Raw genomic sequence first — 12,075 nt, 5'->3', positions numbered from 1 at the left:
TGTCTTTTTTCCAGAACATCAACAAGAACAAGGAAAACAACCATGACCGCTCCAGGCTGCACCCTGACCGCGACCCTGCGCGCCCGGCCCGAGAGGCGCGAGGAGCTTCTGGCCCTGCTCAGCACCTTCATCGACAAGTCCCGCAGCGAGCCCGGGTGCCTGGAATACCAGCTCCAGGTCAGCAAGGATGACCCGCTGGTCTTCATGTTCTATGAAAACTGGGTCGAGCGGGCGGACCTCGACCGCCACATGGCGCTGCCCTACCAGCAGGACTGGTTCAAGCGCCAGCCCGAGCTGCTGGCCCAGCCGGCGGAGATGAAATTCTTCGACATGGTCAGCGATTACGACCGGTAAGCGAGGGCCGGGCGGGGCGTCGGGCCCCGCTCCGGCCTGGGGCCGGCCCCGTGTCGGTAAAATTATGGAAACGAACAGTTTCGTTCATTTTCATTCTTTCGTCACCCTGATCGGTCTAACACTTCTGCATCGGCACGTGTCGTCGGCGAACCACCCGACGCCATCCGGGCAGGAGAGAAGCAATGACCAAGGTTCTCGTTCTTTACTATTCCACCTACGGCCACATCGAAACGATGGCCGAAGCGGTGGCCGAGGGCGTGCGCGCCGCCGGGGCGCAGGCCGACATCAAGCGCGTGCCGGAAACGGTGCCGGAAGACGTTGCCCGCACCCACCATTTCAAGCTGGACCAGGCCGCGCCGATCGCGACACCGGCCGACCTGGAAGCCTATGACGCGATCATCGTCGGCACGCCGACGCGCTTCGGCCGCATGGCGTCGCAGATGGCCAGCTTCTGGGACCAGACCGGCGGCCTGTGGATGAAGGGCGCGCTGATCGGCAAGGTGGGCGCGGCCTTCACCTCCACCGCGACGCAGCATGGCGGTCAGGAAACCACCCTGTTCTCCGTCATCACCAACCTGCTGCACCAGGGCATGGTCATCAGCGGCCTGCCCTATAATTTCCAGGGCCAGATGCGCCTGGACGAGATCACCGGCGGCGCGCCCTACGGCGCCACGACGATCGCGGCCGGCGACGGATCGCGCGCGGTCAGCGACAACGAACGCGATGGCGCCCGCTTCCTCGGCCAGCATGTGGCGCAGATCGCCGCCAAGCTTTCCGCTTAATTCCCCGACACATTCAGGATCATACGATGTTTCGTTCCCTTCTTTCGGCGTCCGCCGCCGCAACCGTCCTGCTCGCCGTCACGGCCGGCGCCGTCTCGGCCCAGACCCCGGCCAAGCCCGCCGACGTGCAGGGCGGCACCTACCAGGTCGAACCCAGCCACACGCAGGTCGGCTTCTCGCTGCTGCATTTCGGCTTCACCTATTATTCGGGCCTGTTCTCGAACGTATCGGGCACCCTGACGCTCGATCCCAAGGCGCCGTCCGGCTCGGCCCTGAACGTCACCATTCCCGTCGCGTCCGTGCAGACGACCAGCGGGAAGCTGGACGAGGAACTGAAGGGCGCGGAATGGTTCGATGCCGCCCAATTCCCCAACGCCACCTTCACCTCGACGAAGGTCATCCCCACCGGCAAGGATCGCGCGACCGTCACGGGCAACCTGACGATCCACGGCATCACGAAGCCTGAAACGCTGAAGGTGCGCTTCATCGGCGCGGGCGTGAACCCGATGGACAAGAAATACACCGTCGGCTTCGAGGCGACCGGCACGGTCAACCGCAGCGATTTCGGCGTGAAGAAGTATGTCCCCTATGTCGGCGACGCGGTGGACCTGCATATCGCCGGCGCGTTCGAACGCCAGGGCTGATCGGGTCATGCCGGCCGCCTCCGACACGGCCGGCGCCCCCGGCCGCTACAGCCTGGTCGCGATCATCCTCCATTGGGTGATCGCGGCGGGCATCCTGGCCCTGATCGGCATGGGCCTGGCCATGGACCATCTGTCCCTGCCGCCCATGCAGGTCTTCAAGCTTTACCAACTGCATAAATCGATCGGCGTCACCGTCATGCTGGCGGTCGTACTGCGCATCCTCTGGCGGCTGTTCCACACGCCGCCCGCCCTGCCGGCCACGCTGCCCGAAATCGAACGCAAGGCCGCGCATGGCACGCACGGGCTGCTGTACGGGCTGCAGATCCTGCTTCCGCTCAGCGGCTGGGCGCTGGTCTCGGCTTCGGTCTTCAATATCCCGACCGTGCTGTATGGCGTCGTGCCGTGGCCGCACCTGCCGGTCCTGGCCAGCCTGCACGACAAGGCCCCGGTCGAAGCCGCGCTGAAGACCCTGCATCACTGGAGCGCATGGATCCTGACGGCGGTCATCGCCCTGCATGTCGCCGCCGCGCTGCGCCATCATGTCATCCTGAAGGACGGCGTCCTGCGGCAGATGCTGCCCACCCGCCACGACGCCGCCAGACCGTCGCAACCTGCCTGACAGGAACCCGCTCCATGCGTCTTTCCCCCCTGGGAGCCGTGCTTCTCGGCACGGCCCTGCTCGCCCCCACCGCGCCGGCCCTGGCCGCCGAGTGGACGATCGATCCGGCCCACAGCACGATCACCTTTACCGGCACGCAGACCGGCGCCGCGTTCACCGGCCATTTCAAACGCTTCGGCGGCACGATCATCTTCGATCCCGCCCACCCGGACGCCGGGCACGCCCTGGTCACGATCGACGTCGCCAGCGCCGTGACCGGCGACCGGCAGCGCGACGAGGCCCTGCCGGGCGCCGACTGGTTCAATGTCGCGGCGTTCCCCAAGGCGACGTTCGAGGCCACGCATTTCCAGTCCAGGGGCGGGAATGCCTACACGGCCCAGGGCGAGTTGAGCATACGCGGCGTCGGCCAGCCGGAAACGCTGCCGTTCACGCTGGATATCACCGGCACGACCGCACACGCCAAGGGCCATCTCACCCTGATCCGCTCGCCGTTCGGCATCGGCCAGGGCCCATGGGCAAGCGGCCAGTGGGTGGCGCTGGACGTCGGTGTCGACATCGACGTGACCGCGCAGTCCTCATAGAAGACAGCGCAGGGGCCGACACCGGAACGTCAGGCCAGGCCGGTGAACAGCGACGTGGACAGGTAGCGTTCGGCGAACGAGGGCGCGATGACCACGATCGTCTTGCCCGCGTTTTCCGGCCGTTCGGCCAGCTTCAGGGCAGCATGCAGCGCGGCGCCCGAGGAAATGCCGATCGGCACCCCGTCCAGCCGCGCGCAGCGGCGGGCGGCGGCGATGGCCTCGCGCTCGGACACCGTCAGCACGCCGTCCAGCGCCGGCAGGTCCAGCGTGCGGGGGCAGAAGCCGGGGCCGATGCCCTGGATGCCGTGGGGCCCGGCCTCGTCCCCGTTCAGGATCGCGCTTTCGACCGGTTCCACCCCATAGACCGCCAGGCCAGGCTTGCGCGGCTTCAGCGCATGGGCGATGCCGCTGGCGGTGCCGCCGGTGCCCACGCCCGCCACCACGATATCCACCGCGCCGTCCGTGTCGGTCCAGATTTCCTCGGCCGTGGTGGCGGCGTGGACGGCCGGGTTGTCGGGATTGTCGAACTGGCGCGGCATCCAGGCGTCGGGCGTATTGTTCAGGATGTCCTCGGCCCGGGCGATGGCCCCGGCCATGCCCAGTCGGGCCGGCGTCAGTTCCAGTTCCGCATCCAGCAGGCGCAGCATCTTGCGCCGCTCCAGCGACGCGCCCTCGGGCATGGTCACGATCAGGCGATAGCCGCGCGCGGCGGCGACGAAGGCCAGCGAAATGCCGGTATTGCCCGATGTCGGCTCGACCAGCACCGTCCGGCCGGGCGTGATGTCGCCCCGCTGTTCGGCGGCCAGCACCATGGCCGCGCCGATGCGGTCCTTGACCGATCCCAGCGGGTTGAAGAATTCCAGCTTCAGCAGGATGCGGCTGGCAATCTCGTCCTCGCGCGTCAGGTGCGGCAGGGCCACCAGCGGCGTGCCGCCGACCGTATCGACGATCGAATCGTACACCCGCCCCCGCGGGCGCGCCAGGCCCAGCCGGTCGTCCACCGCCGTGTTGTCCATGGGTCGGTCCTTCCTTCAATCCGTATGCGCAGTCCCTGGCACGGATTTAATCGTAATCTTCGACATAATCCACCTTCATACCAAACAGAAGCGTGGATCATCGTCCCCATTCCTGTTAGCTTCGCGCCATCACACGGGCCATGCCCCCCGATGGGCGCGGCGAATCCAGCACAGGAGAGACCCAGGATGCTTCTTCGGCGTGACAGGGCCATGATCGCGGTGCTCATCATGCTCGACGTCGCATTCCATGCCGGGCGAAGCGGTACCGTCAGCGCCGCCGACATCGCCGAACGCGCCGGCCTGGCCCGGCGCGGGATCGAGCCGCTGCTGCAGACATTGTCGCGGTCCAGCCTGCTGGAAAGCGTGCGCGGGCCGCGCGGCGGCTACCGCCTGGGCCGGCCCCGGCGGGATATCACCCTGGCCGACATCGTCGAAATCGCGACCGCCGATGATTCGTCGTCCGATGACGGGCCGGTGGGCGCGCTGTTCACCAAGGTGATCGAACCCTGCTGGCAGAAGCTGGACGACACGCTGTCCACCCAGTGCCGCAAGCTGACCCTGGACGACCTGGTCCGCCGCGCGGAATCCAGCGGCATGCGCCGGCCCATGGCGGAACCCATCACCTTCTCGATCTGACGGGCCGCGCCCGGCCCGGGCTCGGGCCGGACAATGGGCTCCCGAAGGCTCGTTAATGAGCCGCCGGCGTCGTCTTCTGGCTCTTCGCCGGGGTCCTGGTCGTGCGATGCCGGGTCGATGTCCGGGCCGGCGTCGCGGGCGCGGGGGGCGCCACGATCGGGGTGGGCACCACGACGCCGGTCGCATCGACGCTGGCCGTGACCGTCAGGTACTGGCGCGGCTGGCCGACCCCGCGAATCAGGGTCACGGTGAAATGATCGTTCCCGGCATAGGCGGTGTTGGGCGTATACATCACATAGGTGTGATCATCGTAATTATAGAGGAAGACCTTGCCGTGTTCCGGCGCGGGCGACACCCCGAACGAGGCATAGGACCCGCCGCCCGTCTGCTGGATCACGACGCCGCAGTTACCGTCGTCGCTGCGGACGGCCATCGTCGCCTCCATCTGGCCGGAGGGCGAGGATTTGACCGGCCCGACCTGGCACACCGCCGACCGCTTCATGTAGCCGAACGGGTTCGGGGTCTTGGCCACCTGCAGCACAGGCTTGGTTTGGCATCCGGCCAGCAGGGCGGACGCCGCCACCAGGATTGCAGAAGACAGTCGCACTCGCACTCGTCAGCTCCGCTTTGCTCATGGAACCCCGTGCACGCGCGCGGGGTCGATAGTCCAAGACACCAGATAAAACAATGCCTTGACGGCATGCCGCTCTCCGAAACCCATCTGCGAATTTCGGAGGCAGGACACTAGAACAATGGCGATCCCTACGAAAGGCCCGACCCGATCCTTGCGAGTCGGCGATCCGGGGGATAGAAGCCGATTCCAGCAGGCGGCGGCATCAAAATGTGATTGCCAACACCGTGGCGAGGGTTATGCTGCTATTATAGAGTTCTAGCAAGCCTAGTTCACATGCCGGTTCATGTTGCCGACCCCAATCCGGCGCAGCATCCTGGTCGGTCTTGGAGAAACCACACCATGTCCTTTCCGATTTGGCGCGCCACGGTTGCCGCCCTGGCCCTTGCCGGCATCGTGACCAACGCGCAGGCCGCCTTCGCCGTCAGCCAGTGCACGTCCTCGCCGGCGCACGAGGCCTTCGACGTCCAGGGGCTGAAGAGCGAACTGATGGTCACGGCGCTGTCGTGCAACATGCAGGACCGGTACAACAGCTTCGTCGCCAAGTTCCGCACCAAGCTGCTGGACGAGGAAGGGACGCTGAACGCCTATTTCCACACCACCTACGGCCGCAGCGCGCAGCGCGAGCATGACGACTACATCACCCAGTTGGCCAACGTGCAGTCCGAGCGGGGGCTGAAATCCGGCACCGCCTTCTGCGACCAGCGCGCCGCGATGTTCGACGAGGTCGCGGTCCTGGAATCCGCCGCCGACCTGTCCAGCTACGCCCAGGCCAAGGACATCATCCAGCCCGCGTCCTACGAGACCTGCGCCGCGCCGGAACGCACCCTGCGCAACGAGGTGCGGACCCGCTATCGCGGCCACAAGCCGTCCGCCGCCCACACGTCGGCGCGGAGCTGACGCCGCCCCGGACCGAGTCCGCTTGACAGCGGACCGGCCGGCGGAACAAAGAACACTCCATGAACGATGATCTCTTTTCCGCGGCGCGACCGAAGCGGGAGCCCCGGGGCCGCGGGGCCGCGTCCGCCCCGCCGGCCCCGGTGCGGAACGATGCCGGCGGGGAGTACGACGCCAGCGCCATCGAGGTGCTGGAGGGGCTGGAACCCGTCCGGCGCCGGCCGGGCATGTATATCGGTGGCACCGACGAGGGCGCATACCACCACCTGGCGTCCGAGATCCTGGACAATGCGATGGACGAGGCCGTGGCCGGCCACGCCACCACCATCGACGTCACGCTGGAAGCAGGGGACTGGCTGACGATCCGCGACAACGGGCGCGGCATTCCGGTCGACCCGCATCCGAAATTCAAGGATCGCTCGGCGCTGGAGGTCATCCTGACCACGCTGCACGCGGGCGGCAAGTTCTCGGGCAAGGCCTATGCCACCTCGGGCGGCCTGCACGGGGTGGGATCGTCGGTGGTCAACGCCCTGGCGGCACGGATGGAGGTCGAGGTCGCCCGCGACCGCGCCGTCTGGCGTCAGGTGTACGAGCGCGGCCATCCCGTCACGATGCTGGAGAAGGTCGGCGCGACCCAGAACCGGCGCGGCACGCAGATCCGCTTCACCCCCGATCCGCAGATCTTCGGCCGGATCCATTTCTCGCCCGCGCGGCTGTACCGGCTGTGCCGGTCCAAGGCGTACCTGTTCCGCGGCGTCACCATCCGCTGGTCGTGCGACCCGGCGCTGGTCCGCGACGCGGACATCCCGGCCGAGGCGGTGCTGCACTTCCCCGGCGGCCTGGCCGACAGCCTGCGCGACGAACTGGGCAACGCCGCCCTGCTGACCGAGATGTGGTCCGGCGAGGCCGACCTGCCGGTGGGGCCCGACGGCGCCGATACCGGCCGGATGGAATGGGCGGTGGCGTTCCTGGAATCGGGGTCGGCCAGCCTGTCCTCGTACTGCAACACCATCCCGACGCCGCAGGGCGGCACGCACGAAGCCGGGTTTCGCGCCGCGCTGCTGAAGGGCTTCCGCGCCTGGGGCGAACAGCGGTCGAACAAGCGCGCGGCGGCGGTCAACGCCGATGACGTGCTGGGCGCCATCGCCGCCAAGCTGTCGGTGTTCATCCGCGACCCGCAATTCCAGGGCCAGACCAAGGAAAAGCTGACCTCGTCCGAGGCCAGCCGCCTGATCGAGACCGCGCTGCGCGACCGGTTCGAGCAATGGCTGGCCGGCCATCCGGCACAGGCCGACAACCTGCTGGCCTTCATCATCGAGCGGGCCGAGGAACGGCTGCGCCGCAAGGACCTGAAAGACACGCCGCGCAAGAGCGCGACCCGGCGGCTGCGCCTGCCCGGCAAGCTGACCGACTGCACGCGCGAGAACGCGGCCGAGACCGAGATCTTCCTGGTCGAGGGCGATTCGGCCGGCGGGTCGGCCAAGCAGGCCCGAAACCGCGAAACCCAGGCCGTGCTGCCGCTGCGCGGCAAGATCCTGAACGTCGCCAGCGCCTCGACCGAGAAGCTGCGCGCCAACCAGGAACTGCGCGACCTGGTCGAGGCCCTGGGCTGCGGCATCGGCGAACGGTTCGACGCGACCCGCCTGCGCTACGGCCGCATCGTCATCATGACCGACGCCGACGTGGACGGCGCGCATATCGCGTCGCTGCTGATGACGTTCTTCTATCGCGAACTGCCCGACCTGATCCGCCAGGGGCATCTGTACCTGGCGCAGCCGCCGCTGTACCGGCTGACGCAGGGCGGCAAGACGATCTATGCGATGGACGACACCGACCGCGAGCGGAAGCTGAAGTCGAACTTCAAGCCGAATGCCAAGGTCGAGGTCTCGCGCTTCAAGGGCCTGGGCGAGATGCCGCCGGGCGATCTGAAGCAGACGACGATGGACCCACGGCACCGCACGCTGCTGAAAGTCGTCACCCGTCCCGAGGACCGCGCCCTGACCAGCGACCGGGTCGAACATCTGATGGGACGGCGGCCGGAACTGCGCTTCCAGTTCATTCAGGAACACGCGCAGACCGTCGAAGACCTGGACGTTTGAATGTCTGTCCGGGCTGCGCCCCGGGCCGCAGGAGTTCCATGACCGCCAGTACATCCCAGGCCGCTCTTGCACCCGGCGCGCCCGCCGACGGGCAATCGGACGGCGGGCCGGTGGGCGGCGCGCTGCTGATGCTGTGCGGGATCGCCTCGTTCCAGATGGGCGCGTCGATCGCAAAAGACCTGTTCCCGCTGTTCGGACCGCTGGGCATGGTCGGGCTGCGGCTGTGGATCGCCGCGATCGTGCTGTGCGCGCTGGCGCGCCCATGGCGCATGGTGCCGGACCGCGCCACCCTGTGGCTGATCGTGCAATACGGCACGGTGGTCTGCCTGATGAACATGACGTTCTACCTGTCCCTGGCGCGGCTGCCGCTGGGGATCGCGGTGGCGATCGAATTCCTGGGCCCGCTGGCGCTGGCCCTGCTGGGATCGCGCCGGCCCGTCGACCTGCTGCTGGTCGCGCTGGCGGCGGCGGGTCTGGACCTGCTGCTGCAACCGGGCGCGGTGCTGCGCGGGCGGGGGCTGGACCCGCTGGGCGTGGGCTTCGGCCTGCTGGCCGCCGCGTCATGGGCGGCCTATATCGTGATCGGCGCACGGGTCAGCCGGCGGATCGACGCCACGCGGGCCACCGCGATCGGGCTGGGGGTGGGGGCGCTGCTGCTGACGCCGCTGGCGGCGGCGACCCTGCCGCGCATCGCGTCCCATCCCCACGCCGGTCTCCTGGCCGGCCTGGTGGCGATCCTGTCCTCCGCCGTGCCCTATACGCTGGAAATGCTGGCCATGAAGCGGCTGCACCCGCGCCAGTACGGCATCCTCAGCAGCCTGGACCCGGCCATGGCGGTGGTCATCGGCCTGGTGCTGCTGGGCGAGCATCCGGACCCGTCGCAATGGACGGGAATCCTGTGCATCGTCCTGTCGTCGATCATCGGCATCGTGATCCGGCAGTCGGGCGGCCAGGCCGCTCCGCCGCCCGCCCCCGACCTCTGAATCCGCCCTTCCCAATCCAAACCCCACGGACCGCCTCATGCTCCAGATCGATTCGCTTGTCTTCAACGCCTGGGGGCGGCGGTTCTTCGACCGGGCCAGCGTCACGCTGCCCAACCCGTCCAAGGTCAGCCTGGTCGGCCGCAACGGGGTGGGCAAATCCACGCTGTTCAAGCTGATCAAGGGCGAGCTGCAACCCGATTCGGGCGAGATTTCCATCCCCCGCGCGGCCCGGATCGCCGCCGTGGACCAGGAACATCCCGCGACGCCGGTCAGCCTGATCGAGACGATCCTGGCGGCGGATACCGAACGCGCCGCCCTGATGGCCGAACTGGACACCGCCGAGCCCGAGCGCATGGGCGACATCTGGGCGCGTCTGATCGAGATCGACGCCGACAGCGCCCCCGCCCGCGCCGCCGAAATCCTGAACGGGCTGGGGTTCTCCACCGCCGACCTCGACCGGCCCATGGCCGAGTTTTCCGGCGGCTGGCGCATGCGCGTGGCCCTGGCGGCCGCCCTGTTTTCCCAGCCCGACCTGCTGCTGCTGGACGAACCGACCAACTACCTGGACCTGGAAGGTGCGCTGTGGCTGGAGGCCCGTCTGGCGCGCTATCCGCATTCGGCGCTGATCATCAGCCATGACCGGGAATTGCTGAACAATTCGGTCGATTTCACGCTGCACGTCACCGAGGGCAAGCTGGAACTCTATTCCGGCGGCTACGATTCGTTCGAGCACCAGCGCGCCGAGAAGATCCGCCTGCAAAGCGCCACCCGCGCCAAGCAGGAGGCCGAGCGCGCGCATCTGCAATCCTTCGTCGACCGGTTCAAGGCCAAGGCCAGCAAGGCCGCCCAGGCGCAAAGCCGCATGAAGCGGCTGGCCAAGCTGGAGCCGGTGGCCACCACGATCGAGGCCCGGGTGTCGCCCTTCATCCTGCCCTCGCCGCCGCGCCCGCTGGCACCGCCGCTGATGCGGCTGGAAGATGTCGAGATCGGCTATGGCGACGACGCGCCGGTGCTGCGCGGCCTGGACCTGCGGCTGGATATCGACGACCGGATCGGGCTGCTGGGCGTCAACGGCGCGGGCAAGTCGACCTTCGCCAAGATGGCGGCCGGGGCGCTGGCCGCGCGGTCGGGCCGGGTGACGCGGTCGGCGCGGATGGAGGTCGGCTGGTTCCACCAGCATCAGATCGAGGCCCTGAACCCCACCGACACGCCGCTGGACATCATGCGCGCGGCGCGGCCGCAGGACAGCGACCAGTCGCACCGCTCGCGCCTGGCGCAGTTCGGCATCCATTTCGAAAAGCAGGGCACGACGGTCGAGGCCCTGTCGGGCGGCGAGCGGGCGCGGCTGCTGCTGAACCTGGTGGCGATGGCGGCCCCGCACCTGCTGATCCTGGACGAACCGACCAACCATCTGGACATCGACAGCCGGCGCGCGCTGCTGGACGCGCTGAACGAATACGAGGGCGCGGTGATCCTGATCACCCATGACCGCTCGCTGATGGAACTGGTGGCCGACCGGCTGTGGCTGGCGGCGGACAATACGGTGGCGCCGTTCGACGGCGACATGGACGATTACGCCCGCTTCGTCCTGGACCGCGCCCGGGGCGGCAGCACCGCGCCGTCCCAGGCGGCGTCGCGCGAAAAGCGGCGCAAGGCGAAGCGCTAAACCACGGGGCGCGGTGACAAGGCCCCCTTCCCAGCCGCCTTGCGATGCCGATAGGATCGGACCCGAACTGATCGGACGGGAGCGGGACATGAAGGATGCGGCGGTCTTCTACAGCCAGGTGGACAACCCCGAACCGTGGCGGGCCGCATTGGCCGGCCTGCTGCCGGACCTGGATTTCGTCCTGGCCGACGACGTGACCGACCCCGCCGCCGTCCGCTATGCCCTGGTCTGGAGCCCGCCGCGCGGCTTCTTCGCGCGCTTTCCCAACCTGCGGATGATCGTCGCCCTGGGGGCCGGGGTGGACGCGCTGGTCACACGCGACGACCTGCCGCCGGGGGTTGCGATCACCCGGCTGCACGACCCGCTGATGTCGCGGATGATGGCCAGCTACGTGCTGTTCGCGACCCTGCGCCTGGCGCGCGACATGCCGGCGTTCGAGGCCGCGCAGCGCCGGGGACAATGGCACTTCATCGAACCCCGGCCGCTGAACCTGACGCGGGTGGGCGTGATGGGCCTGGGCGAACTGGGCCTGCTGGCGGCACGTGAGTGCGCGCGGCAGGGCTTTACCGTGCGCGGCTGGTCGCGCAGCCCGAAATCCGACCCCGCCATCACCTGCTATTCCGGCATGGACAGCCTGCCGGACTTCCTGGGCGGCTGCGACATCCTGGTCTGCCTGCTGCCCAAGACACCGCAGACCATCGGGCTGCTGGACGCCGAACGGCTGGCGATGCTTCCGCGCGGGGCGGCATTCGTCAATGTCGCGCGCGGCGCCATCGTCGATCAGGACGCGCTGGTCGCGGCCCTGGAATCGGGGCAGATCGGCCAGGCGACGCTGGACGTGTTCGCGCAGGAACCGCTGCCCGGGGACCATCCGCTCTGGCGGATGGAGAACGTCCTGATCACCCCGCACGTGGCCTCGGCCGCGCTGCCGGACTCGGCCGCGCCGCAGGTGGCGGAAAACATCCGCCGCCTGCGCGCGGACCTGCCGGTCACGGACGCGGTGGACGTCGCACGCGGCTATTAGAGGTCCCGCGCGCCCTCCCGGCATGCTGTGTCTTTCCGGATACAGCCCACGCGCCTTCCCGTCGTGACGGTGCAAAATCGCAATGAATCGCCGGTCCGCACCGGCGGTTCAGGATTTTTATAAATGAGTCCTTGAGCGTCATT

Annotated in this window: 13 protein-coding genes; 11 read left to right on the top strand and 2 right to left on the bottom strand. The window is 68.2% G+C overall.

Annotated elements, in window-relative coordinates:
• Nucleotides 1-42 precede the first annotated feature (42 nt).
• The 5 genes from GDI_RS07050 to GDI_RS07030 all read left to right on the top strand — a co-directional run bounded on the left by GDI_RS07050 (nt 43) and on the right by GDI_RS07030 (nt 2,980).
• Complete coding sequence (locus tag GDI_RS07050) at nt 43-354, top strand: putative quinol monooxygenase (protein ID WP_012224819.1); 312 nt, start codon at nt 43-45, stop codon at nt 352-354.
• 182 nt (nt 355-536) lie between these two features.
• Nucleotides 537-1,136 carry an NAD(P)H:quinone oxidoreductase gene (wrbA, locus tag GDI_RS07045; protein ID WP_012224814.1) on the top strand — a complete coding sequence of 200 codons (600 nt, stop codon included), beginning with the start codon at nt 537-539 and terminating at the stop codon, nt 1,134-1,136.
• A gap of 26 nt (nt 1,137-1,162) precedes the next feature.
• Nucleotides 1,163-1,780: a YceI family protein gene (locus GDI_RS07040; RefSeq protein WP_012224813.1), complete on the top strand. Its 618-nt coding sequence runs from the start codon at nt 1,163-1,165 to the stop codon at nt 1,778-1,780.
• 7 nt (nt 1,781-1,787) lie between these two features.
• A complete protein-coding gene (locus GDI_RS07035) occupies nt 1,788-2,399 on the top strand; it encodes a cytochrome b (protein ID WP_012224810.1) in 612 nt (203 codons plus the stop codon).
• A 14-nt stretch (nt 2,400-2,413) separates the two neighbouring features.
• Nucleotides 2,414-2,980 carry a YceI family protein gene (locus tag GDI_RS07030; protein ID WP_012224808.1) on the top strand — a complete coding sequence of 189 codons (567 nt, stop codon included), beginning with the start codon at nt 2,414-2,416 and terminating at the stop codon, nt 2,978-2,980.
• 29 nt (nt 2,981-3,009) lie between these two features.
• Here GDI_RS07030 and cysK read toward each other — a convergent pair whose 3' ends face one another.
• On the bottom strand, nt 3,010-3,996 hold the full coding sequence (gene cysK, locus GDI_RS07025) for a cysteine synthase A (RefSeq protein WP_012224806.1): 987 nt from the start codon (nt 3,994-3,996) through the stop codon (nt 3,010-3,012).
• A 186-nt stretch (nt 3,997-4,182) separates the two neighbouring features.
• Here cysK and GDI_RS07020 point away from each other — a divergent pair, with 186 nt between their 5' ends.
• Entirely contained in the window at nt 4,183-4,632 is a 450-nt protein-coding gene (locus GDI_RS07020) for an RrF2 family transcriptional regulator (protein WP_012224804.1), read from the top strand.
• A 52-nt stretch (nt 4,633-4,684) separates the two neighbouring features.
• Here GDI_RS07020 and GDI_RS07015 read toward each other — a convergent pair whose 3' ends face one another.
• Nucleotides 4,685-5,245 (bottom strand): hypothetical protein, encoded by a 561-nt coding sequence (locus tag GDI_RS07015; RefSeq protein ID WP_012554180.1) that lies wholly within the window; start codon nt 5,243-5,245, stop codon nt 4,685-4,687.
• 360 nt (nt 5,246-5,605) lie between these two features.
• Here GDI_RS07015 and GDI_RS07010 point away from each other — a divergent pair, with 360 nt between their 5' ends.
• The 5 genes from GDI_RS07010 (at nt 5,606) to GDI_RS20480 (ending at nt 11,932) form a co-directional block, all read left to right on the top strand.
• Nucleotides 5,606-6,163, top strand: coding sequence for a hypothetical protein (locus GDI_RS07010; protein WP_012224793.1), 558 nt, complete (start codon nt 5,606-5,608; stop codon nt 6,161-6,163).
• A gap of 59 nt (nt 6,164-6,222) precedes the next feature.
• Entirely contained in the window at nt 6,223-8,259 is a 2,037-nt protein-coding gene (parE, locus tag GDI_RS07005) for a DNA topoisomerase IV subunit B (protein WP_012224791.1), read from the top strand.
• A 38-nt stretch (nt 8,260-8,297) separates the two neighbouring features.
• A complete protein-coding gene (locus tag GDI_RS07000) occupies nt 8,298-9,242 on the top strand; it encodes an EamA family transporter (protein WP_012224789.1) in 945 nt (314 codons plus the stop codon).
• 37 nt (nt 9,243-9,279) lie between these two features.
• On the top strand, nt 9,280-10,908 hold the full coding sequence (locus tag GDI_RS06995) for an ABC-F family ATP-binding cassette domain-containing protein (protein ID WP_012224787.1): 1,629 nt from the start codon (nt 9,280-9,282) through the stop codon (nt 10,906-10,908).
• A gap of 88 nt (nt 10,909-10,996) precedes the next feature.
• Complete coding sequence (locus GDI_RS20480) at nt 10,997-11,932, top strand: 2-hydroxyacid dehydrogenase (RefSeq protein ID WP_041249332.1); 936 nt, start codon at nt 10,997-10,999, stop codon at nt 11,930-11,932.
• Nucleotides 11,933-12,075: the final 143 nt, after the last annotated feature.

It is taken from the genome of Gluconacetobacter diazotrophicus PA1 5, assembly GCF_000067045.1.
GTDB lineage: Bacteria > Pseudomonadota > Alphaproteobacteria > Acetobacterales > Acetobacteraceae > Gluconacetobacter > Gluconacetobacter diazotrophicus.
This window is presented reverse-complemented; position numbering and strand designations above follow the sequence as displayed.

Coding starts and splice junctions, on each gene's coding strand:
- GDI_RS07050 (WP_012224819.1), top strand. CDS start 43: ATGACCGCTCCAGGCTGCACCCTGACCGCGACCCTGCGCGCCCGGCCC.
- wrbA (WP_012224814.1), top strand. CDS start 537: ATGACCAAGGTTCTCGTTCTTTACTATTCCACCTACGGCCACATCGAA.
- GDI_RS07040 (WP_012224813.1), top strand. CDS start 1,163: ATGTTTCGTTCCCTTCTTTCGGCGTCCGCCGCCGCAACCGTCCTGCTC.
- GDI_RS07035 (WP_012224810.1), top strand. CDS start 1,788: ATGCCGGCCGCCTCCGACACGGCCGGCGCCCCCGGCCGCTACAGCCTG.
- GDI_RS07030 (WP_012224808.1), top strand. CDS start 2,414: ATGCGTCTTTCCCCCCTGGGAGCCGTGCTTCTCGGCACGGCCCTGCTC.
- cysK (WP_012224806.1), bottom strand. CDS start 3,996: ATGGACAACACGGCGGTGGACGACCGGCTGGGCCTGGCGCGCCCGCGG.
- GDI_RS07020 (WP_012224804.1), top strand. CDS start 4,183: ATGCTTCTTCGGCGTGACAGGGCCATGATCGCGGTGCTCATCATGCTC.
- GDI_RS07010 (WP_012224793.1), top strand. CDS start 5,606: ATGTCCTTTCCGATTTGGCGCGCCACGGTTGCCGCCCTGGCCCTTGCC.
- parE (WP_012224791.1), top strand. CDS start 6,223: ATGAACGATGATCTCTTTTCCGCGGCGCGACCGAAGCGGGAGCCCCGG.
- GDI_RS07000 (WP_012224789.1), top strand. CDS start 8,298: ATGACCGCCAGTACATCCCAGGCCGCTCTTGCACCCGGCGCGCCCGCC.
- GDI_RS06995 (WP_012224787.1), top strand. CDS start 9,280: ATGCTCCAGATCGATTCGCTTGTCTTCAACGCCTGGGGGCGGCGGTTC.
- GDI_RS20480 (WP_041249332.1), top strand. CDS start 10,997: ATGAAGGATGCGGCGGTCTTCTACAGCCAGGTGGACAACCCCGAACCG.